Genomic DNA, 22,727 nt, shown 5'->3' on the forward strand with positions numbered 1-22,727 from the left:
TTGAATAAAGAGGGTTTTCGAACCTCCACAAATAAGGAGTGGAACAAGAGTAACCTTTCTATCTACATAAAAAGAATGGGATTTGAGTTGGGAAAGTAGAAAGGGGTTACATTTACACACCCATAAGATTAAACAACTACGGTAGAATAACATAATTAATTCATTTTTTTAAAAAGCCACTTCCACAAGAAGTGGCTTTTTAAGTTGATTACTATCGCTTGTTATGAGATCGCTCAGGGCGAAAGCAGAAGCCAGCACTGTAACAGTCTACATAAAGCTACGTACAGTAGAAACAAGAAGAGGAAGCCCCATATGCAAGTCAGGTCAGAAAAAAATTGAAAAACACCGTGTTTTTTTATATTGTAAAGCAGTATCTTTGCACTTCGAAAAACAGCCGCAAAAAGCTGTATCTTTTTAAGTTTTAAAACATTATATAAATGTCTCAAATTACAGGTAGCGTTTCACAGATCATCGGACCGGTGGTAGATGTAACATTTGATAGTGCAGAAGGCGCACTTCCTAAAATTTATGATTCACTAGAAATCACCAAAAAAGATGGTTCCTTACTAGTACTTGAAGTACAATCTCATATTGGTGAGAGCACGGTAAGAACAATTTCAATGGATTCTACAGATGGGCTTAGTCGCGGTACCGTGGTTCATGCTACTGGTAATCCTATCAAGATGCCTATAGGTGATGACGTCTACGGCCGTCTATTTAATGTGATCGGTGACGCCATTGATGGTTTGGGGAATCTTCCTAAAACCGGAAAAGATGGACTTTCTATTCACAGAGATGCACCAGCATTTGAAGACCTTTCCACTTCTACTGAAGTGCTTTTTACTGGGATTAAAGTAATCGACCTTATTGAGCCTTATGCAAAAGGAGGGAAGATCGGGCTTTTTGGAGGTGCAGGAGTTGGTAAAACAGTATTGATTCAAGAATTGATCAACAACATTGCAAAAGGTCACGGAGGACTTTCTGTATTTGCCGGAGTTGGTGAACGCACACGTGAAGGAAATGACCTTTTACGTGAGATGTTAGAATCAGGAATTATAAAATACGGTGACGATTTCATGCATTCTATGGAAGAAGGCGGTTGGGATCTTCAGAAGGTGGATAAAGCCGGAATGAGAGAATCAAAAGCAACTTTCGTATTTGGACAAATGAATGAGCCACCAGGAGCACGTGCTCGTGTAGCACTTTCTGGTCTTACCATTGCAGAGTATTTCCGCGATGGAGCTGGAGATGGACAAGGAAAAGACGTTCTTTTCTTTGTGGATAACATCTTCCGTTTTACTCAAGCAGGTTCTGAGGTGTCGGCTCTTTTAGGTCGTATGCCGTCTGCAGTAGGTTATCAGCCTACTCTAGCCACAGAAATGGGTGCGATGCAGGAACGAATTACCTCTACTAAAAAAGGATCTATTACCTCTGTACAAGCGGTTTACGTACCTGCAGATGATTTAACCGATCCAGCGCCAGCAACAACTTTTGCTCACCTTGATGCAACTACAGTACTTTCTCGTAAAATTGCAGAGCTTGGAATTTATCCAGCGGTAGATCCACTAGATTCTACCTCTCGTATTCTTGCTGCAGACATTTTAGGTAATGAGCATTACGATTGCGCCACTCGCGTAAAAGAGTTGTTACAGCGTTATAAAGAATTACAAGATATTATTGCCATCTTAGGTATGGAAGAATTATCTGAAGAAGATAAAATGGCGGTTAACCGTGCACGTCGCGTGCAACGTTTCTTATCTCAACCATTCCACGTAGCAGAGCAGTTTACTGGTCTTAAAGGTGTGTTAGTTGATATTAAGGATACCATCAAAGGTTTTAACATGATTATGGACGGAGAGTTAGATCACCTTCCAGAAAGTGCATTTAACCTTAAAGGAACTATTGAAGAGGCTATCGAGGCAGGAGAAAAAATGCTTGCTGAAGCATAAATAAGTAAACAGTAGCAGCCTCAGCAACCCGTCTTACTGGGACTGTAAACTGGAACTGAAAACTAAATAAAGATGATTTTAGAAATAGTTACACCAGAGATGACCCTTTTTAAAGGGGAGGTAGAATCAGTTGCTGTACCTGGTATTAACGGCCAGTTTCAGATGCTAGACAATCACGCGCCAGTGGTATCCTTGCTTACTAAAGGAGCTATTAAGATTTTTGGAAGTGTAGCACTTGAAGAATCTGTTGCTGATTTGTTTACAAAAGCAGACGGTACTACTAACTTTGCTATTACTGGCGGAGTTCTAGAAATGAAAGATAACAAAGCCATTGTTTTAGCAGACTAAAGCAAGACGTGTTTTAAAAATATTAGAAAGCCTTTATCATTTTGATAGAGGCTTTTCTTATGATTAGAAGTTATACCATATCAGAGACTTGATCCCTTTAGGCCTGGATACTATTCAATAAAAAATCCTTTGAAGCATATTCCAAAGGATTGATTTTAATTGTTTAAAAACAGTTGGCCTAAAGTACAACCGCTCTATGGAGTGGCATTGTTATTATTTCAACAACTTAATTGTAGCTTCATTACCATTGGTCACGGCGAGTTGAAGAGCAGTTGTTCCATCTACTTGAATAGACGTATCGGCTCCAGCATCTAATAGTTGAGCTACCAGATCAGCACGACCCATTTTTGCGGCCCACATTAATGGAGTGTTATCGTTACATGCTTTGTTGACATCTACTTTAGCTTCTGTCATAAGGTATAGAGCAACATCTGAGCTTCCCATTTGAACAGCTAGTTGTAGAAGAGTTGCTTTCCTTGTGCCAGCTTGCAGGCATTCGTTTTTGTTGGTGTCGTTAACTAAAATTTTAAGGTCTCTAGGGCTATCATTCTTCAGAGCAATAGTCATGTCTTTAGTTAGATCTTGAGCACTTGCTGTTCCTGCTAGGATAAGAGCGAGAATAAAAAGGACTTTTTTCATTATTATTAGGTTTTAAGAGTTGCTAATATAACACTATCGGTTCAAACCTTTTAGTAGTTTGATCACAGATTTTTGGTAGGGACTACTTTTCTACCTTTTGCACTATAAAGTTGTACTGGCATCAAGACCCTTTTCAAGCGATTTCACTTTATAGCCAAGGCTGGTATCCAATTGATTATTCCTACTAGAAAACTTGCAAATACTACCTTGAATTATCAACAAGCAAAATGTGGTTTGTGATTTCGCTTTCCTTATTTTTACAGCATGCTTCCAGATAAACTACAAGCTCTTTTAGGTATGCGTCACTTCTCAGGAAGTTTGCGCAAACTCACTGTAAATAAAGGTCTTGTAGATTTTGCGTCTAACGACTACCTGGGGTTTTCAAAATTGGCGCCATCAGCAACCTATTCCTCTAATGGAGCAACTGGCAGTCGCCTGCTTTCTGGTCATAGCGAGTTGCATGATGAAGTAGAAGCACAAATTGCTCAGTTTCACAACGCGCCGGCGGCATTGCTGTTCAATTCAGGATATGACGCAAACATTGGGCTGATTCCCGCACTTACAGATCGAGCCGATTTGATCCTTTTTGACCAGTTGGTGCATGCCAGTATACGCGATGGGATCCAGCTCTCTCAAGCCAAATCCTTGAAATACCGTCACAACGATTTAGATCACCTCGAGATTTTATTGTCCAAATTCAGCGAGGAAGAGGAGCGCGAGGTGTATGTCATCACAGAGTCTGTTTTTTCTATGGATGGTGATATGCCGGATCTTAAGAAATTAATAGCATTAGTAAAGCGATTTGAGAATGCGCACCTGATTTTGGATGAGGCGCATGCCTTGGGTGTTATAGGAAAAAACGGCGCTGGTCTCGCACAAAAGCTGGATGTAGAAAATGATATTTTTGCTCGAGTGATGACCTTTGGCAAAGCTTTGGGCTGCCATGGTGCCGCTATTTTAGGGAGTGAAGACCTTAAGGAATATTTGATCAATTATGCCCGTAGTTTTATTTATACCACTGCGCTTCCAGAGCATTCGTTGCGATCTATTGCTTATGGTTACCGCACTTTGAGTCAGCGTGAAGGTACCCTCTCTCAATTAACCCAAAACATTACACTTTTTAATAAACTAGTGCTGCAAAATGGTTTGAGATTGCGCTTTCGCGAAAGCGAGACCGCCATCCAAGTATGTATCATTCCAAAAAACGACAAAGTAAAAAAGACGGCAAGTGTATTAAAAGAAAATGGCTATGATGTACGAGCTATTCTATCTCCTACCGTACATCAGGGAGAAGAGCGCCTGCGAGTGTGCTTACACAGTTTTAATACAGAAAAAGAAATAGAAGGCATGTTGAAATTACTTGCCAAAACCTTAAAAAACTTATGAGTAAATTCAGAACCGTGGCCGTATTTGCCTATCCTGCAGAAGCACTAGCAGTAAAAGGGAGATTAGAAAGTGAGCAGGTGATGGTTTTTTTAAAAGACGAATTTACTGTGGCTGCAGACCCATTGATCTCTAATGCGATAGGTGGTGTGAAAATGCAGGTACACAAAGAAGATTATATAAAAGCAATGGGAATCATTGAACAGTCTAATCCAGATATGTTGAAACATCGAGTAGAATACATCAAATGCCCTAGTTGCAAAAAAGTGGATGCTAGAGATAGGCGAGTTATAGAAACCGCAGGCTCCTTATCTGAAAAAATGATCGCTATAGGCTTAAGTATTTTTCCATTCACGAATTCATTTAATTACGAGTGTAAAAACTGTCAAACTAAATTTAATGTAAATGAGTAATATTTTTATTACCGGAATAGGAACTGATGTAGGTAAAACAGTGGTTGCAGCAATTGTGACACAAGCACTACAAGCCGATTACTGGAAACCTATACAGAGTGGTCTAGAAGAAATGGACAAAGCTACTATTGCTAGTCTTATCAACAATTCTAAAACCCAGATCCATCCAGAAGCCTACCGACTTTATACGCCTATGAGTCCGCATAAGGCAGCTGAAATTGATGGAATCACCATAGACCTTGCAAAAATTATACGTCCTAAAACAGAAAACACTTTGGTTATAGAAGGTGCTGGAGGATTGCTGGTTCCTATTAATGATCAAGCAACAATTGTTGATTTAATCAGCCCTGAGGATCAAGTGATCTTAGTGAGTTCTGGTTATTTAGGAAGTATCAATCATACCTTACTTAGTGTAGCGCTTTTAAAAGCTAAAGGCTTGAACTGTGTAGGTATTATTTACAACCACGTTGATCTTGATGGTACTATCGAAGTGATTGAAAAAATGACAGGATTAACAACTTTGGGTCACATAACAAGAGAACAAGAAATAAGTGCGGCTGTTGTTTCTGCCTATGCCTTAAAATTTGAAAAAGTTCTAAAAGCATTATGAAAAAGGAAGAAATTCTAAAAAATGATGCGCGTTTTATATGGCACCCGCTTACGCAACATAAAACGGCTTCAGCACCTATTGCTATTTCTCATGCAAAGGGAAATTACTTGTATGATTTTGAGGGAAAGAAGTATTTTGACGGAATATCAAGTTGGTATACCTGTAGTTATGGACATACTAATCCCGTTCTAACTAATGCGATCAAACATCAAGTGGATCAATTGCACCATATCGTCTTTGCTGGAATGACCCATGAGCCAGTAGCCACTTTGGGAAAGAAGCTCATAGCCATCTTGCCTGACAATCAGCAGAAGCTGTTTTTTTCTGAGAATGGTTCTACCAGTGTGGAGATAGGGTTAAAAATGGCGTTTCAGTACCATTTTAATAAAGGGGAGCAACGGAATACAGTGGTAGCATTAGAAAATGGGTTCCACGGAGACACTTTTGGAGCGATGAGTGCCAGCGGATTGTCTGTTTATAATGGACCCTTTGAAGATTTTTTTATTGATGTGGTGCGTATTCCAGCACCGACAAAAGAGAATTTAGATCAGGTGTTACAACTTGTTGATCGCATTCTAGAACAACAGCAAATTTCAAGTTTTATCTATGAACCATTAGTTCAAGGAGCAGCAGCGATGCAGCTTCATGATAATGAGGCTTTGTGCCAAGTAATTAACAAATTCCAGCAACAGGGCGTGATTGCGATTGCCGATGAAGTGATGACTGGTTTTGGTAAAACAGGGACCTACTTTGCCAGCGATCAAATAGGTGCAAAGCCAGACGTGATGTGTCTTTCTAAGGCACTCACTGGGGGCATCATGCCTATGGCAGTTACTTCTTGTACTTCAGATATTTACGATGCTTTTTACGATGATGAATTAGCTAAAGGGCTATTTCATGGTCATACCTATTCGGGAAACCCATTAGGATGCGCTGTTGCTAGTGCAGCAATAGATTTGTTAATTTCCGAAGAGATTCAGGAAAATATCAAACGAATAACAAGGTCTAACCTAGGGTTTAAAATAAAAATTGAATCTCATATAGGCGTTGCTGCAGTGCGAGCAAAAGGGGTGATTCTCGCTATTGATCTCGCTGTAGAAATGGAGCGCTATGGAAACAAACGCAATGAGATGTTTCAATGGTTTTGGCAGCGTGGTTTGTTTTTAAGACCGCTAGGTAAAACAATTTATATAGTACCTCCTTATACCAGCTCGGAGCAAGAAATGAATTTTATCTATGAGTTGTTAGAAGAATTTATAGTTCAGGGGGTCTAATTTTTTCAACGATTAGGTTACGAGTAGAGTTTTAATAGCATATTTTTTTTAGATAGGGAGTTGTATTTAATAGCCAGGGCATAAATATTCCAAAAAATGCCAGCCGTTTTGCCAAGTTTTCAAAAACTCGCGATGCTTTATTTTACAGGTACAATGCGTTGGATTCTTTTTCTTCTATTTATTCTAAGTCTGACTTCTTTTGACGATTTTTGCAAGAGTTAAAAAGCAAGTGAAAAACCCTATTTACATCAACGATGCAGCGATGATTGCCGCAGTAGATTCATTTACGAGTCTAAGGTCCGTTCATTGTTTTGAAAAAAAAAATAAAACTTGGATCAGTCCTATTTCCAAAGAGAAGGAAGGACAATTGCAGGCATTTTTAAAAGATCATAAGGCTTATAAATTTTTGGATCGCAGTGTGCAGCTGGCGCTTTTTGCAGCCAGGTCCTTAAACAATATTCCAGAGCAAACGGCCGTAAACATAGGTTCTAGTCGTGGTGCTACAGGATTGTGGGAGAAGTATCACTCTCGCTTTCGCGAAAGCGGAACCGTTCCAACAGCTACCTCTCCATTAACTACTCTTGGCAATATTTCTTCTTGGGTAGCTCAAGATTTGGGATTGAAAGGCACAGCTTTTTCTCATAGCATTACTTGTGCTACAGCCTCTCATGCGATTCTTAATGCTATTGCTTGGTTAGAAAGCGGTATGGCAACGAGTTTTATCGCTGGTGGAAGTGAAGCGGCATTGACAGAGTTTACCGTAGCCCAAATGCAAGCAATGCGTATTTATTCTAGAGATAGTATTCCTTACCCTTGTAAGTCACTGGATTTAGATAAGTCCCAAAATTCAATGATTTTAGGAGAGGCTGCCGCCTGTTTTTTACTTTCTAAAGAAGATAAAGATAGCCTGGCTAAAATCACTGGTTATGGAAGTGCTATTGAAAAATTAAAAAGTGCTACATCCCTTACAGAAAACGGAACGTGCCTACAGGGTTCCATGAAACAGGCTGTAGCGCGCATAGATCTAGAAACGGTAGATGCGATTATTACACACGCGCCAGGAACTATTAAAGGCGATAAAGCAGAGGTTACCGCGATAATAGCAGTTTTTGGTAAAAACTACCCCTATTTGTGTAATAATAAATGGCAACTAGGCCACGTTCTTGGGGCTAGTGGTGCCCTTAATCTAAGAATGGCTATCGAAATGCTACAATCAGAGGAGCTATTTAAAATTCCTTATTTAAAAGAATCTTTTGTGAACCCGAGGGGAGACGTAAGAATTCCTAAGCGTATTTTAATCAATGCGACTGGATTTGGAGGTAATGCGGTAAGTTTGTTGGTAGAGCGGTAATGGGCACTTATAGGGGAGGATTTTTAGATTCTTTTTAACGCGTATCTAATATTTCTTTATCCTTAAATCCTTGTAAGGAATACTTTAAGAATCCTTATTTTTACTTATTCAACTAGAAGAGGATTATGAGACACAACTGGACTAAAGAAGAAGTATTGGAGATATATAATAGACCCATTATGAGTTTATTATACGACGCAGCAACCATTCACAGAGAATTTCACAACCCAAATCAAGTACAGGTCGCTACACTTCTTTCTATTAAAACAGGCGGTTGTCCAGAAGATTGCGGGTATTGCCCCCAAGCTGCTCGTTACCATACAGACATAGAAGGAAATGATTTGATGTCTGTACAACAAGTTAAAGCACAAGCCTTAAGAGCAAAATCTAATGGTAGTTCTCGTGTTTGTATGGGTGCAGCTTGGAGAAATGTAAAAGACGGGCCAGAATTTGACCAAGTCCTTGAAATGGTGCGTACCATCAATAAATTGGACATGGAAGTGTGTTGCACTTTAGGGATGATCACTGAGAACCAAGCACACCGACTTGCCGAGGCAGGACTATATGCTTATAACCACAACTTAGACAGTTCTGAAGAATACTATAAAGAAGTGATCTCTACTCGTGGTTATCAAGACCGTCTGGATACGATTGGTAACGTACGTAAAACTAATGTTACGGTTTGTAGCGGTGGGATTATAGGAATGGGTGAAAACATAGAAGATCGCGCAGGAATGTTAGTGGCTTTATCTAGTTTAAGTCCGCAGCCAGAAAGTACTCCTATCAATGCGTTAGTTGCAGTTGAAGGTACTCCACTAGAAGAGCAACAGCCCGTTTCTATATGGGAAATGATACGTATGGTGGCAACTACTCGTATCGTCATGCCGCAAACTCAGGTGAGGTTGAGTGCAGGTCGCACCGATATGAGCCGCGAAGGACAGGCGATGTGTTTCTTTGCAGGCGCCAACTCCATCTTCGCAGGGGATAAACTATTAACAACTCCTAATCCAGATGTCAATGAAGACATGAGAATGTTTGAATTATTAGGATTGGAGCCTATGAAGCCATTTGTAAAAAAGGCACAGCCGGAAACTGTAGAAGCCCAATATTCTGTTTATAAAGATCAAGGTGAAAAACCCAGATGGACACGTCCTGATCATAAAATTGAACGTAACGAGCAAGCCAAACAAACAGCTAAAACTTTTAAAGCATAGTTATTGAAGTTGTATTAGTCCCCTTAACTTCTTAATCAAATAGTTGTTTATGGCTCTTAATCTTCAAGAAATACCACGTGTACCGACAATGTGTAAAGATGATTTTGTCAAAAATCACCTTCAACCACAGCGACCTGTAGTTATTGAAAAACTAACAGAAGACTGGCCTGCTTATGAAAAGTGGCATCTAGCATACATCAAACAAGTTGCGGGAGATAAAATAGTTCCTTTGTATGATGACCGCCCGGTAGCGCATGATGAAGGATTTAATGAAGCACATGCCGAAATGAAAATGTCTGCATATATAGACTTGCTAGAAGAAAAACCTACTAACTTTAGAATCTTTCTCTACAATATATTAAAAGAAGTTCCCTCTCTTCAAGCCGATTATAAGTTTCCGAAGTTGGGAATGAAATTGATCAAAGGCTTGCCGATGATGTTTTTTGGAGGAACTGATTCCAAGGTGTTTATGCATTTTGATATTGACGTTACCAACATCCTGCATTTTCAATTTCATGGTAAAAAGAGGTGTGTTATTTTTCCGCCAGACCAGTCCCCCTATTTGTATCGCGTCCCACATTCTTTAATTGCTAGGGAAGATATTGATTTTACAGACCCAGATTTTGAAAAATGGCCTGCTTTGCAAAAAGCCCATGGTTATGTTTGCGAGCTCCAACACGGGGAAATGTTGTACATGCCAGAAGGATACTGGCACTTCATGCATTACCTCACTCCAGGATTTTCTATAAGCTTAAGGTCGTACCCTAGAAAAATTAAAAACTTAGGGAAGGCGCTGTACAATTTGTTAGTAATGCGTCATTATGATAATTTCATGCGCAAACGCAAAGGGCAGGAATGGATCGACTATAAAAACAATCAGGCGATTGTAAGGACGCACGAGTATCTGAATAAATATCGTTGATCCCAGTTTTACAACTAATTAGGAATGAGTTCTACTGTTTTGGCATAAACCAGATGGCTTTCCCAACCTCTATAGAGCAAGTAATCAGCTAGTTTTTTGCGTTTTTTGTAGTTGTCGGTTTCCGTTGTGAGTTGTTCTAACCGCTTTCGCGAAAGCGCATCAAAAGCAATTTCATAATCATCATTAGAAATCTCTTTAAGACCTTCTTTTATAGTACGCTCGTTCAGTCCTTTCATTTTAAGTTCGCGTACAATACGAACCCTGCCCCATTTTTTAATACGGAATTTCCCTCGAGCAAAAGATTCGGCATAGCGGGTCTCATTCAAAAATTTGTGATGAATCAAATGCGGGATGATCTCATCTATGGCGAGCTGAATCACCCCCATACTCTTCAACTTATCTTCCACATCCTTATGACAGCGTTCTTGATAGGCGCAGTACCTCTCGATGGAACGAGTAGCCTCTTCTACGGTGTACGAATCTTTTTGCATGAAGTAGTTTGATTAAGTTTTCAACCCGATTTCAATAGGTGCTGTTTCTTGGTTTTTGAACAGGAGTTTCAGGATTGTAATTAAGAAATCAACTTTACCACATCTTTAGCAAAATAACTGGCAATCAAGTCAGCCCCTGCTCTTTTGATGGCGGTGACTTGTTCCATCATTACGGCATCGTGGTTGAGCCAGCCTCTTTCGGCAGCTGCTTTAAGCATGGCATACTCGCCGCTTACTTGATACACGCTTACGGGAACATTCACTTCATTTTTAATATCTCTAACGATGTCCAAGTAGCACAACCCTGGTTTTACCATAACTATATCTGCTCCTTCATCGATATCCATTAAGGTTTCTTTGATGGCTTCACTGCGGTTAGCTGGGTCCATTTGATAGGATTTTTTATCTCCAAAACCTGGCGCACTATCCAGCGCATCTCTAAAAGGACCATAAAAGGCACTTGCATATTTTGCTGAGTAGCTCATGATTCCGGTATCAGTAAATCCTTCTTTTTCTAGTGCTTCTCTGATATATAGAATACGGCCGTCCATCATATCGCTAGGAGCCACCATGTCAGCCCCAGCTTGTGCGTGTGAAACGCTCATCTGTGCGAGTACTTCACAAGTCGCATCGTTTATAATCTTGTGATTTTCTACAATACCATCGTGACCGTAACTGGAATAAGGGTCCAGAGCCACATCAGTCATGACGTATAGTTCTGGAGCAACTTCTTTAACGGTTTTGATAGCGCGTTGCATAAGGCCTTCTTTATTTAAAGCTTCTGTTCCTTTATTATCTTTTAATTCGTCAGGTACTTTAACAAAAAGCAACACACTTTTCAGCCCCATACTCCAAAGTAATTGTACTTCTTTCTTTAAAAGATCCAGACTGTAACGGTAATAATTGGGCATAGAAGCAATTTCTTCTTTGATGCCTTTTCCTTCTACTATAAATAATGGAACAATAAAATCATTTGGTGAAATCAAGGTCTGTTGTACCAGAGATCTTACCGAGGCACTAGTTCTTAATCTTCTATTTCTTCTTAGCGGATACATATTCTAAATCTAGTTTATTGATGAGGTTGTGGTAATCCATCGCATCGTTAGCAATTTTCAAAGTTACTTTCTTTAAGGTATTTAAAATAGCGATAACAGCAGTTTCTGAATTGTTGTATTTATGAGACTGGAATTGGTTTTGTATAAAGTCATTGATAAAAAGGGCTTCTTTATAAGTAATGGTTCTCCTTTTAACTCCTTCAGCTTTTTTATAGACGATGTAATCATCTCTAAAGCTCATGGATTCTTTATCATGACTGTCACGAATATATTCACTTGTAAAATCTTTACTTTGAAATATGGAATTGATATTTTCTATGGAGGGTTCTAAGCTTTGGGTGCAGGATGCGATAGTAACTATGGAAAATAGGAGAAGTAGTTTTTTCATGATCCTTTCAAAAAATATGGTAAATTATGTCCTTTTTTAATTACAGTGTTTGATCCAAATTTATTAGGGATCTATTGGAATGGTTTTCATTAGTTTATTTAGTTTCTGTTCCCTAACCGTAAAATCCTTTTGGTTGCTCGCTACGCTCGTCGCCAATACCTATATTCATCGGCACAAGCTCTGTTTTCCCTTTGAAAAAGGGAACTGCTTTTATTAGTTCTTTTCCCAAAGGATAGAATTAATTCTACCCTTTGGGAAAAGCGATTTCGGGAATAAATTATTCCTTCTTTAAAACCGTACTGCTTGCTTGTGCGGTGCACATTACGGTAAGATCGGCAATATTTACGTGTGCTGGTCTGGTCAGCGCAAATAGAATGACATCAGCCACATCTTGAGGTTGTAAGGGCATGTAGCCTTGATATACCTTATCTGCTCTTTCTGTATCTCCTTTAAATCGCACCTCGCTAAAGTTAGTTTGTACGAGCCCTGGACTTACAGCACCGACTCTAATGTGGTAGGGGTTTAAATCCAGTCGCATTCCAGTCGTAATGGCATCGACAGCATGTTTAGAACCGCAATATACATTTCCGTTAGGATAGACTTCTTTTCCTGCCGTAGAACCTATGTTGATGATGTGACCGCTTTTACGCTCGCGCATTTGTGGCATTACGGCATGACTGACATACAGCAGGCCTTTGACATTGATATCCATCATCGCATCCCAATCTTCTATGCTGCCTTTGTCTATAGGGTCTAATCCATGAGCATTTCCCGCATTATTAATTAGGACATCAATCTTATCAAAAGGAGATTGGGTAAGGCTGTGGATTTGTTGCGCTACTGTTTTTTGATCGCGCACATCAAAGCATAGCGTTTCTACAGGAACCTGTTGAGAAAGCTCTTGTTTTAATTCGTTTAATTTTTCTTTATTGCGCCCACACAGCACTAACGCAAAATTATTTTTGGCAAGTGTTTGTGCTGTAGCTAGTCCTATTCCGCTTGTTGCTCCGGTTATTAGTGCTGTTTTCATAATGGATCTTTCTAACAAAAATAGGGAAAAGCTACTGGTGATCTGTTGGATTTATGTTAGGGTTTTTATTTTACAATAAAAGGAACCTGTTTACCAAAATACCCTATGGGAAAAAGCGTAAGTGTTAACAATCGATAACATAAAACCATACTTCTTTGAAGTATATCAGCATGTCCTGCTTTAACTTTGGTAGTCACAGAGCCAAAACGAAATTTAACTACTTTTAAACAATTCCCTCTTGGATGAGGGTGCATTTTTGTCATTTCCTGACATGGTGAGGTAAAATAACAAAAAGAAGATTTACAAAATAGGATTTAAGAAAATATACTTATGGATCAACACAACACGCAGGTAGATATTGCGAGCATCAATGAAAAAGTGGCATTGGAAAGTCAGTTTGTAGAGCTGCTCGTTAATGAAATGAATAAGGTAATTGTAGGTCAACAATACATGATAGAACGCTTGCTTATAGGCCTTTTAGGTCGTGGGCATATTCTATTAGAAGGAGTTCCTGGACTTGCAAAAACACTCGCTATTACAACACTTTCTAAGGCAGTAAGTGGTTCTTTTTCAAGAATCCAATTTACACCAGACCTGCTTCCAGCAGATGTGGTAGGGACACTTATCTATAATATGAAAGATGGCGAATTCAATATCAAGAAAGGACCCATATTTGCCAACTTTGTACTTGCAGATGAGGTGAATCGGGCACCAGCTAAAGTACAGAGTGCGTTGTTAGAAGCCATGCAAGAAAAGCAGGTGACCATAGGGGATACCACATTTAAATTAGACAAGCCCTTTTTAGTAATGGCGACTCAAAATCCAGTAGATCAGGAAGGAACGTATCCGTTACCAGAAGCACAAATGGACCGTTTTATGTTAAAAACGGTCATCGATTACCCTACAATTGTGGATGAACAGTTTATCATGCGAGCAAATCTTAAGAAAGATTTTCCTGAGCCTAATGCAGTAGTGTCTGTTGAACAAATTTTACGTGCTCAAGATGCAGTAGAAATTGTCTACATGGATGAAAAGATCGAGAAGTATATTTTAGACATCGTCTTTGCGACTCGTTATCCAGAAAAATACAACTTAGCAGAGTTGAAACCCTTAATTTCTTTTGGGGCGTCTCCTCGTGGATCGATCAACCTTGCAAAAGCCGCAAAATGTTATGCTTTTATAAAACGTCGAGGCTACGTAGTTCCTGAAGATGTAAGAGCGGTAGTACTTGATGTATTGCGTCACAGAATAGGAATCACTTATGAAGCAGAAGCAGAAAACTACACGACAGAAGACATCGTAAATAAGATCGTAAACACGATTGAGGTACCCTAATCTAGTTGACAGTATTTAGTTGTAGTAGGCAGTTTTTATCTGGAACTACTTGAAGAATACTTTTGTTGAAAATTGAAAACGAATAATGAACACACAAGAACTCCTTAAAAAAGTACGTAAGATCGAGATCAAAACACGTCGATTAAGCGATGCTGTTTTTGGTGGCGAGTACCACAGTGCGTTTAAAGGACGTGGGATGACTTTTAGCGAGGTTCGAGAGTACCAGTTTGGTGATGATGTGCGCAATATTGATTGGAATGTAACCGCTAGATACAGTGAGCCCTATATCAAAGTGTTTGAAGAGGAACGGGAATTGACCTTAATGTTGGTAGCAGACATTAGCGGCTCGACACTTTTTGGAACTCAAGAGCAAATTAAAAAAGAAATTATAACAGAGTTGTGCGCTACACTAGCTTTTAGTGCCATGCAAAACAATGACAAAGTAGGCCTACTGCTATTTTCCGACCAGGTAGAATTATACATTCCGCCTAAGAAAGGGAAATTTCATATTCTTAGAATTATCAGAGAATTACTAGAATTTAAACCTCAAGGTACTGGAACAGATGTGGCTGGAGCACTTAAGTTTCTAGCAGGGGTGCTCAAGAAAAAAGCCATCGTATTTGTGATGTCAGATTTTATGAGTGCCGACTATAAAAAAACCCTTCAAATTGCAGGTCGCAAACACGATGTTACTGGAATTAGAGTTTATGACCAGCGTGAGGCAGAAATGCCTAAAATGGGACTCGTGCAATTCAAAGATCTAGAAACAGGGGCGTCGCAATTGATTAACACCAGCTCTAAATCGGCACGCATTAAATATGCTGCTTATCACAAAGAATGTGCTGCTTATTTTAAAGATGCGTTCACGAGATCTGATGCAGGCGCTATAGATTTAGAAACCCGAGAGAATTATACCAAAAAACTATTAGGATACTTTAAAGCACGATGATCAAAAAATTAGTGTACATAGCGTTTTTATTTTGCATCGCCATAACTTCTGCCCAAGACCAGACAAAGACGGAGGTAGTTACAAAGGTAGATCGTGACTTGATCAAAATAGGTGAAGAAGTAAAACTGGGAATCAGCGTAGAAGCTGATTTAGGTGATTTGATCATTTTTCCAGAGCAACAGACTATGGGTGCCATGGAAGTGCTCCAAAGCTATCCGGTAGATAGCTTGAGAATCGCCGATAAAATCAGGTTGTTCAAGCAATACGGCATCACCCAATTTGACTCGGGGGATTACTGGGTACCGCGATTGCAGGTATTGAAAAACAACCGAAGCATTCAATCAGATTCTGTTCTGATAAGTGTGCGTGAAGTAGTTGTTGATACTACTAAGCAAGGCATGTTTCCTATCAAGGACTCCGTAGATATTACCGATAGATCTACTCTTTCTTATAACTGGATGTGGTGGTTATTGCTATTAATTCCTGTGGGGATTGTTGTTGTTTTGCTTTCGCGAAAGCGGGAACAAAAAACCTATGAAGAAACCTTACAGCCTTTTGAATGGACCAAGTACCGCCTAAAATTATTGGACGAAAGTGGTCGTCTCGAAAACCGAGAATGGAAGGAATATTATACAGAACTTACGTACATTATTAGAAGGTATATCGATTCTAAAGTCTATGGGCATACTCTAGAAAGCACTACGGGACAATTGATTAAAGAATTAAAGATAGCTATGTCTGAAAAAGGCATGCATATTACTGATAAAACACTATCCAGGCTAGAAGACATCCTTCAAAAAGCCGATTTGGTCAAATTTGCTACTGCTGGTGGAGATGCGATAAGTGCTAAAGAAGACCGACAGCGCACCATGGAAATTATCAATAATATCCATCAAGTATTGCCGCCACCTACTGAAGAAGAACTCATGCAGGATGCGCGTTACAGACGCAAGCAAGAACTTAAAAAACGCACGCGCAACATATTAATTGGTATAGCAGCTGCTGTTGTTGCTTTGGGAATAGCGGTAGGAATCTGGGGGTATCTTGCAGGATTTGATAACGTGAAAGACCAGATTTTTGGTAACTCTCAAAGAGCACTTACGGAGCAGACCTGGTTGACCAGTGAATACGGCATGCCACCGGTGCAGTTGAATTCGCCTGATATTTTAGTGCGTCAAGACAGTACCAATTTAGGAGAAGTATTTAAACAGGTTGCTTCTTCAATTGACGAATTTGCTTCTGGAAATATTGCTGACGACTTTTATATAGGTGTCATTACGTTTACCATAGGAGCAAGTGATCCTGATGCAGAAATTGAACTTGATCCAAAGGTGGTAAGAGATAATATGACCATAATTTTAGATAAAATGGGGGCAACCGACATCTTGATGTTGGAAGATGAGGTAGAAATAGATGGAGTTAAAGGAGTGTCCTTAAAAGGTACGTACCAACTTAATGATGAAGATTATGAGTACGATATTCTTATGATGTCTAATCGCGTAGGTATCGACCAAATCATCATCACCAATAAGAAAGATAATGAAGAAGATGCTGATCGCGAATTTGGAAGAATTTTGAGAGAACGAGTGAGAAGCTCTATTGTATTTCCATCTTTTGATGATGGTAAAAAGAAGAAAGAATAATGATGGACTGGGTTACAAATATTGAGTTTGCTTCACCAGAAATGTTTTGGTTGTTATTGGCGTTGCCATTGGTGATCGCTTTTTACATTTGGACTTTTAACAGGCAGCATGCACAAATACAAGTTTCTTCAATTAAAGGGTTTCAAAGTAAAGGATCTCTATTAGGGAAATTGAGGCCCTTACTTTTTGTATTGAGATTGCTGGCCTTGACTTTAATCATCACTGCCCTCGCAAGACCTCAAACAACTGATGTTACCACAAAGACTCAAACAACAAACGGTATAGACATTGTTCTTGCCATCGATGTAAGTGCGAGTATGCTGGCTAGAGACTTTGAACCTGATCGTCTAGAAGCTACTAAAGAAGTTGCTGCAGAATTTATTAATGGAAGGCCTAACGACCGTATAGGCGTTGTGGTGTATGCGGGAGAAAGCTATACAAAAACACCGATCACCACAGATGAAAGCATTTCTCTGAAAGCAATTAAAGACATCAAATTTGACGGTGTTCTTGAAAATGGTACTGCTATAGGAATGGGACTTGCGACCGCTGTAAATAGATTGAAAGAAAGTGAAGCGCTGAGCAAAGTGATTATTTTAATGACAGATGGAGTGAACAACAGCGGTTTTCTCGATCCTAAAATTGCTAGTGAATTAGCCATAGAATTTGATATTAAGGTCTACACCATTGGAATAGGAACTAACGGTAATGCATTGTCCCCTTACGCTCAATTACCTAATGGAAAATTTCAGTTTAGAATGGCACCTGTAGAAATTGACGAAGAGCTTATGAAACAAATCGCTGCGGATACCGGTGGTAAGTACTTTAGAGCAGACAATAATAAAAAGCTTAAAGAAATTTATGCCGAGATTGATCAACTAGAAAAAACAGAGATCGAGCAATTTGAATTCTATAACATAGATGAAAAATACAGAGATCTTGTTTTATTGGCCTTATTAGGTATAGGTGTAGAACTGTTATTGAGATATACTATTTTTAAGACTGCTGCGTAAAGGTGATGAGTACTGAGTTCAGAGTTTTTGGGTTAGCCGCTGCCAGTTAAAGCTGGAAAAGCAGTGGTAGAAAATATAAAGGAACTGTTTATAATTAAAAGAAGTTGTTAGGTTGAGCGATAGTCGAAACCTTTTTACCTGAGGAAAGAGACGTTTATTTCTTAAGAGAAATACGTTGGTTTCCCCTATTTGACAGACAAGCTTTTCAGGCTCATTTAGGAGGAGTGAAAAAACTAATTTTAACTATTACTAATAGATAATAACTAAGAAAGTGTATATACTAGAAGAAAAAATATATTTCTGGCTTTTGTGCCTTATCCCGGTCTTGATCGTTCTATTTATAGGGCTTTCTTACTGGAGGCATCGCGCACAAAAAAAGTATGCTGCTAAGCAAATGCTGGATCATTTGATTCCAGACCGCTCTTGGTTCAAACCTATTTTAAAATTGGTAACCGTTTGTGTGGGAATTGCGTTTTTAGTTTTGGCGCTGGTGAACCTTAAAGCAGGCGAAAAAACAGAAACTGTCAATCGAGAAGGTGTTGATATTGTTTTTGCAGTAGATGTATCTAAATCGATGCTAGCAGAAGATATCGCTCCTAACCGATTGGAAAAATCCCAACGTTTAGTTACCGAGATCATTAACAACCTGGCAAGTGATCGCATAGGACTCATTGCTTATGCAGGAAGCGCCGTTCCACAATTACCGATTACAACAGATTACGGAAGTGCAAAAATGTTCTTGCAATCGTTGACTACCGAATTGATTTCCAGTCAAGGAACGGCTATTAATGAGGCGATACAGTTGGCAGAAAATTATTATAGTGACGAGACGGAAGCCGCAAAAATTTTAGTCATCATCAGTGATGGAGAAGACCACGAGGGAGAGAGCGTTGCAGTTGCTGAAGCTGCTGCTGAGAAGGGAATACGCATCTTTACTATAGGTGTAGGAACTGAAAAAGGAACGACCATTCCCATTAAAAGAAATGGAATCGTTAGAGAGTTTAAAAAAGATAGAGACGGGAACACCGTGATCACTAAGCTCAATGCGGAAACATTAATAGAAATTTCTGAAGCGGGAAAGGGGGCTTATATCGATGGTACGGTTACGGCAACGGTAATAGAAGAATTGAAGGCTGAGCTCTCCGGAATCGATAAGGTCGCCTTTGAATCACAACAATATGCCGACTTTGAATCTCAATTTCAGTGGTTTTTGGGTTTTGGACTGTTCTTTTTATTTTTAGATATCCTTTACCTAGAGAAAAAAACCAATTGGCTTAAAAAATTAAACTTGTTCAATGAATAAGAAGAAGATGAAACATATAATAGTCGTTTTATGGATTTTGGGTAGTTACGCTTTCGCGAAAGCGCAACCAACACCAACAACAAATCCAGTATATGAAAACGCAGTAGCAAAAGCTCAGGAATATGCAAGTGAAGGAAATTTCAACCTTGCCGAAGCTGCCTATAAAAAAGCAAAAGCAGTAAATCCGCAGAGTGTGGATGCCGCTTATAATCTTGGAAATTTATACTACGAGAACACTAAGAAGTACAAGGCCTCTAGCAGTTATATAGCAGCTGCTGAAGCCGCTACAACCAAAGAAGAAAAACACAGGATTTTTCACAATCAAGGAAATTTGTTGCTGGAAAACAAAGAATATAAAAAGGCAGTAGAGGCATATAAAAATGCGTTGAGAAATGATCCGACAGACGAAGAAACCAGATACAATCTAGCGCTTGCTAAAAAAGAAGAAGAAAAGCAAGGTGGCGGCGGTGGCGGTGGTGATGATGAAAAAGATAAGAAAGACGACAGCCAAAGCAAAGATCAGGACAATAAAGAAGGGGATAAAGACGAGAAGTCTGACGGTAAAAACGACGGAAAAGAAAACGAGAAAGACGGGGACAAGGAAAAAGGTGATGGAGAAGGCGATAAAGATCAAGATGGAAAGCCTAAAGATGGAAAAGATGGCGACGGGGAACCTAAAAAGCAAGACCAAAACGCCCCACAACGTGTGGAAGGTAAAATGACACCACAACAGATCAATCAGATATTAGAGGCGATGAGTAATGAAGAACAAAAAATTAGAGCTAAAGTAAACGCAAAGAAAGCTGCAGGTCCTGCAAAAAAATCTGAAAAAGATTGGTAATGAAAAATTTGATTTATGTAGTAGTTATTTTAATAAGCGGTTTAAGTTTTGCACAAGTTGACTTTACCGCTGAGGCCAGTCGCGATAAAATTGCGATAAATGAACGATTGCGTATTGAATTTAAAATGAACGTGGATGGAGATAATTTTACGCCTCCTAATTTTACCGGATTCCAAGTTGTTGCGGGTCCTAGTCAGTCAGTTTCACAAAGCTGGATCAATGGAGTAAGTAGCATGTCTAAGTCCTATACCTATGTGCTGAAGCCTAATACAACAGGAAAGCTCACCATACAGCAAGCGGTGATGACTTATAATGGGAATGAATATAAAACCATCCCACAAGTGATCAATGTGACTGGTGCAGTAGAAAAACCAAAGGGTCCAGATGACCAATCCATTAGCGTAGATGACAGCATTCATTTAGTTGCCGAGGTTTCTAATTCCAACCCGTATTTGAATGAAGCCATACGAGTAGTTTATAAAATTTATGTTTCTAATCAGACAGGGGTAACCGGCTGGAATGAGTTAGACAGTCCAAAATACAGAGACTTCTGGTCTCAAAACATTGATAATCGCAATAGACAAGTTCAAAATGGTACTTATCTAGGAGAACCTTATCGTTACTTAGTTTTAAGAGAGGCGGTTTTATACCCGCAGAAAACAGGCAAATTGGAAATAGAACCCCTTACATTAGATGTTCAAGTTCAAGTACCCACTAACAGAAGAGACTTTTTTGGGAGGCCTTATACTACAACGGTTAGTAAAACAGTTAGTGCAGGGAAACGCGAGATTACTGTTAAGAACTTACCCGCAGTAGGAAGGCCAATAAGTTTTACCGGAGCGGTTGGTGATTTTAATTTTAAAGTAGAAACAGATCGTGCCCAACTTGATGCAGGAGAAAGTTTAACCGCTAGTATCAGTGTTTCTGGCTCTGGTAATTTGAATTTGATGGAGCTTCCTAAATTAAAAGCACCACAAAGTCTTGAAGTATATGATCCAGAACGCAAGAATAATGTGACCACTAATATTTACGGAATGCGCGGTAGTATTACAGATCGTTATGTAGTCGTACCTCAATATGGCGGTAAATATATGATTCCACCTATAGAATTCTCTTATTTTGATCCTGCAAAAGAGCGCTATTTTACTAAAAATAGTGATGAAATGTTGTTGATGGTTGACGGTGATGCCCCTACTACTGCTGGAGTACATCCAGTTGCCGCTACTGGAGACGAAACGAGAAACATCATAGAGAACAACGCTCAGTTTGCCTTTATTAAAACACAAACCCGATTAGAAAATAAATACAAGACCTATTTTTTTAACACGCTAACGTATTGGTCGGTTTTGGGAGGAACACTCTTGATTTTACCACTAGTTCTATTATTTAGAGGGCAACAAGAAAAACGGCATTCAGACGTAGTAGGCAATAGAATCAGGACAGCCAATAAATTGAGTAAAAAGTACCTGAGTACTGCCAAGAAAAACATAGGAAATCACGAGTTGTTTTACATTTCTTTAGAAAAATCCTTACACAATTACCTCAAATCAAAACTGCGTATGCAAACTGCCGAAATGTCTAAAGATAAAGTAGCGGTCTTGCTTGCAGAGCAAGGAGCGATGGAGGGTGTTAGAAAAGAATTTATAGAATTGCTAGCAAGCTGCGAGTTTGCTAGGTTTACGCCGTCTTCTGAAGCTAGTATGAAGGAAGATTATGAAAAAGCAGGTCGTATTTTAAACGATATTGATAAACAAATAAAAAAGTAAGATGAAAAAGGCGTTGCGTATTTTATGTTTGCTTTTTGTTTTTATAGCTAATGCACAAGATTCTTTTGAATTGGCCGCTTTCGCGAAAGCAAACCAAGCATATACAGAAGAAAACTATGACTTAGCTATTGCAGGTTATGAGCAAATTTTAAAAACAAGCAAACACAGTGCTGAGGTGTATTTTAATCTAGGAAATGCATATTATAAAATTAATGCTATAGGGCCAGCTATTTACAATTACGAAAAAGCATTACAACTGGATTCAGAAAATAGAGATGTCATCAATAATCTCAAATTTGCCAATCAAATGAAAATTGATGTTATTGAAGCTACAACTACCACAGGTTTAGAGTCTGATGTATCTAGGGTTATCACCGCTCTAAGTGTAGATGAATGGGCTTATTTTAGTATACTAATACTTCTGTTTACTGTGTTAGTGTTCCTTCTTTATTACTATGCTCAAACCACGAGTAAAAAACGGCTGTTTTTTATATTGACTTTTTTCGGGCTTTTATTTTTAGCAATATCTATTGCAGCTGCATTTTATGTAAAGAGCAGTTTAAACGACCAGCAATACGCTATCGTTTATACGGCAGAGTTTACTACAAGAGAAGAGCCTAGAGAAGAAGCTGCACCTAGTTTTAACTTACATGAAGGCACAAAAGTAGAAGTGCTAGAAGAGTTCAATCAATGGGCACTTGTGCTGCTTTCCAACGGAAGTAAAGCATGGATCCCCTTAGATAAGATCAAAAAATTATAACTTTTTTATTTCTTTCACCTAAAACTCTGGGAACCTTGTTACTTTTAAGA

The 22,727-nt window shown here is 39.1% G+C and carries 22 protein-coding genes; 17 read left to right on the top strand and 5 right to left on the bottom strand.

Translation table 11 applies throughout. The features are described 5' to 3' along the window. Nucleotides 1-437: 437 nt before the first annotated feature. Together atpD and KG732_RS12225 are read left to right on the top strand one after the other, a co-directional pair. Nucleotides 438-1,949, top strand: a complete 1,512-nt coding sequence (gene atpD, locus KG732_RS12220) for a F0F1 ATP synthase subunit beta (protein WP_213524164.1) — start codon at nucleotides 438-440, stop codon at nucleotides 1,947-1,949. Between the two features lie 72 nt (nucleotides 1,950-2,021). Next, a complete protein-coding gene (locus tag KG732_RS12225) occupies nucleotides 2,022-2,297 on the top strand; it encodes a F0F1 ATP synthase subunit epsilon (protein WP_213524166.1) in 276 nt (91 codons plus the stop codon). A 213-nt stretch (nucleotides 2,298-2,510) separates the two neighbouring features. Here KG732_RS12225 and KG732_RS12230 read toward each other — a convergent pair whose 3' ends face one another. Then, complete coding sequence (locus KG732_RS12230; RefSeq protein WP_213524168.1) at nucleotides 2,511-2,936, bottom strand: ankyrin repeat domain-containing protein; 426 nt, start codon at nucleotides 2,934-2,936, stop codon at nucleotides 2,511-2,513. Between the two features lie 264 nt (nucleotides 2,937-3,200). On the opposite strand from KG732_RS12230, the gene KG732_RS12235 reads away from it, so the two are divergent. The 7 genes from KG732_RS12235 to KG732_RS12265 all read left to right on the top strand — a co-directional run bounded on the left by KG732_RS12235 (nucleotide 3,201) and on the right by KG732_RS12265 (nucleotide 10,103). After that, nucleotides 3,201-4,322, top strand: a complete 1,122-nt coding sequence (locus tag KG732_RS12235) for a pyridoxal phosphate-dependent aminotransferase family protein (protein WP_213524170.1) — start codon at nucleotides 3,201-3,203, stop codon at nucleotides 4,320-4,322. Next, nucleotides 4,319-4,732 carry a DUF2007 domain-containing protein gene (locus KG732_RS12240; protein ID WP_213524172.1) on the top strand — a complete coding sequence of 138 codons (414 nt, stop codon included), beginning with the start codon at nucleotides 4,319-4,321 and terminating at the stop codon, nucleotides 4,730-4,732. The genes KG732_RS12235 and KG732_RS12240 overlap by 4 nt, the downstream gene beginning before the upstream one ends. Then, nucleotides 4,725-5,342 (top strand): dethiobiotin synthase, encoded by a 618-nt coding sequence (bioD, locus tag KG732_RS12245; RefSeq protein ID WP_213524174.1) that lies wholly within the window; start codon nucleotides 4,725-4,727, stop codon nucleotides 5,340-5,342. Before KG732_RS12240 ends, bioD begins: the two co-directional genes overlap by 8 nt. Continuing rightward, entirely contained in the window at nucleotides 5,339-6,616 is a 1,278-nt protein-coding gene (gene bioA / locus KG732_RS12250; protein ID WP_213524176.1) for an adenosylmethionine--8-amino-7-oxononanoate transaminase, read from the top strand. The genes bioD and bioA overlap by 4 nt, the downstream gene beginning before the upstream one ends. A gap of 229 nt (nucleotides 6,617-6,845) precedes the next feature. After that, on the top strand, nucleotides 6,846-7,967 hold the full coding sequence (locus KG732_RS12255; protein WP_213524178.1) for a beta-ketoacyl synthase N-terminal-like domain-containing protein: 1,122 nt from the start codon (nucleotides 6,846-6,848) through the stop codon (nucleotides 7,965-7,967). Nucleotides 7,968-8,092: 125 nt separating this feature from the next. Next, complete coding sequence (gene bioB / locus KG732_RS12260) at nucleotides 8,093-9,181, top strand: biotin synthase BioB (RefSeq protein ID WP_213524180.1); 1,089 nt, start codon at nucleotides 8,093-8,095, stop codon at nucleotides 9,179-9,181. 49 nt (nucleotides 9,182-9,230) lie between these two features. Next, on the top strand, nucleotides 9,231-10,103 hold the full coding sequence (locus tag KG732_RS12265) for a cupin-like domain-containing protein (RefSeq protein ID WP_213524182.1): 873 nt from the start codon (nucleotides 9,231-9,233) through the stop codon (nucleotides 10,101-10,103). Between the two features lie 14 nt (nucleotides 10,104-10,117). Here KG732_RS12265 and KG732_RS12270 read toward each other — a convergent pair whose 3' ends face one another. From KG732_RS12270 to KG732_RS12285, 4 genes are all read right to left on the bottom strand, one after another. Continuing rightward, the gene (locus tag KG732_RS12270) at nucleotides 10,118-10,594 is read right to left on the bottom strand and encodes a regulatory protein RecX (protein ID WP_213524184.1); all 477 of its coding nucleotides are present in this window, start codon (nucleotides 10,592-10,594) and stop codon (nucleotides 10,118-10,120) included. 80 nt (nucleotides 10,595-10,674) lie between these two features. After that, the gene (gene hemB / locus KG732_RS12275; RefSeq protein WP_213524186.1) at nucleotides 10,675-11,649 is read right to left on the bottom strand and encodes a porphobilinogen synthase; all 975 of its coding nucleotides are present in this window, start codon (nucleotides 11,647-11,649) and stop codon (nucleotides 10,675-10,677) included. Next, on the bottom strand, nucleotides 11,627-12,037 hold the full coding sequence (locus KG732_RS12280) for a hypothetical protein (protein WP_213524188.1): 411 nt from the start codon (nucleotides 12,035-12,037) through the stop codon (nucleotides 11,627-11,629). Before KG732_RS12280 ends, hemB begins: the two co-directional genes overlap by 23 nt. 277 nt (nucleotides 12,038-12,314) lie before the next feature. Next, entirely contained in the window at nucleotides 12,315-13,070 is a 756-nt protein-coding gene (locus KG732_RS12285) for an SDR family NAD(P)-dependent oxidoreductase (protein ID WP_213524298.1), read from the bottom strand. Between the two features lie 327 nt (nucleotides 13,071-13,397). Here KG732_RS12285 and KG732_RS12290 point away from each other — a divergent pair, with 327 nt between their 5' ends. From KG732_RS12290 to KG732_RS12325, 8 genes are all read left to right on the top strand, one after another. Further along, entirely contained in the window at nucleotides 13,398-14,402 is a 1,005-nt protein-coding gene (locus KG732_RS12290) for a MoxR family ATPase (RefSeq protein WP_213524190.1), read from the top strand. Between the two features lie 85 nt (nucleotides 14,403-14,487). After that, nucleotides 14,488-15,351, top strand: coding sequence for a DUF58 domain-containing protein (locus KG732_RS12295; RefSeq protein WP_213524192.1), 864 nt, complete (start codon nucleotides 14,488-14,490; stop codon nucleotides 15,349-15,351). Beyond that, nucleotides 15,348-16,994, top strand: a complete 1,647-nt coding sequence (locus KG732_RS12300) for a hypothetical protein (protein WP_213524194.1) — start codon at nucleotides 15,348-15,350, stop codon at nucleotides 16,992-16,994. The genes KG732_RS12295 and KG732_RS12300 overlap by 4 nt, the downstream gene beginning before the upstream one ends. Next, nucleotides 16,994-18,007 carry a VWA domain-containing protein gene (locus tag KG732_RS12305; protein WP_213524196.1) on the top strand — a complete coding sequence of 338 codons (1,014 nt, stop codon included), beginning with the start codon at nucleotides 16,994-16,996 and terminating at the stop codon, nucleotides 18,005-18,007. The genes KG732_RS12300 and KG732_RS12305 overlap by 1 nt, the downstream gene beginning before the upstream one ends. Nucleotides 18,008-18,278: 271 nt before the next feature. Then, on the top strand, nucleotides 18,279-19,310 hold the full coding sequence (locus KG732_RS12310) for a VWA domain-containing protein (RefSeq protein WP_213524198.1): 1,032 nt from the start codon (nucleotides 18,279-18,281) through the stop codon (nucleotides 19,308-19,310). Then, nucleotides 19,303-20,151, top strand: coding sequence for a tetratricopeptide repeat protein (locus KG732_RS12315; RefSeq protein ID WP_213524200.1), 849 nt, complete (start codon nucleotides 19,303-19,305; stop codon nucleotides 20,149-20,151). Before KG732_RS12310 ends, KG732_RS12315 begins: the two co-directional genes overlap by 8 nt. Continuing rightward, a complete protein-coding gene (locus tag KG732_RS12320) occupies nucleotides 20,151-21,917 on the top strand; it encodes a BatD family protein (protein ID WP_213524202.1) in 1,767 nt (588 codons plus the stop codon). The genes KG732_RS12315 and KG732_RS12320 overlap by 1 nt, the downstream gene beginning before the upstream one ends. A gap of 1 nt (nucleotide 21,918) precedes the next feature. Further along, complete coding sequence (locus KG732_RS12325) at nucleotides 21,919-22,677, top strand: tetratricopeptide repeat protein (protein WP_213524204.1); 759 nt, start codon at nucleotides 21,919-21,921, stop codon at nucleotides 22,675-22,677. Nucleotides 22,678-22,727 lie beyond the last annotated feature (50 nt).

Source organism: Nonlabens sp., assembly GCF_018401815.1.
Classification (GTDB): domain Bacteria; phylum Bacteroidota; class Bacteroidia; order Flavobacteriales; family Flavobacteriaceae; genus Nonlabens.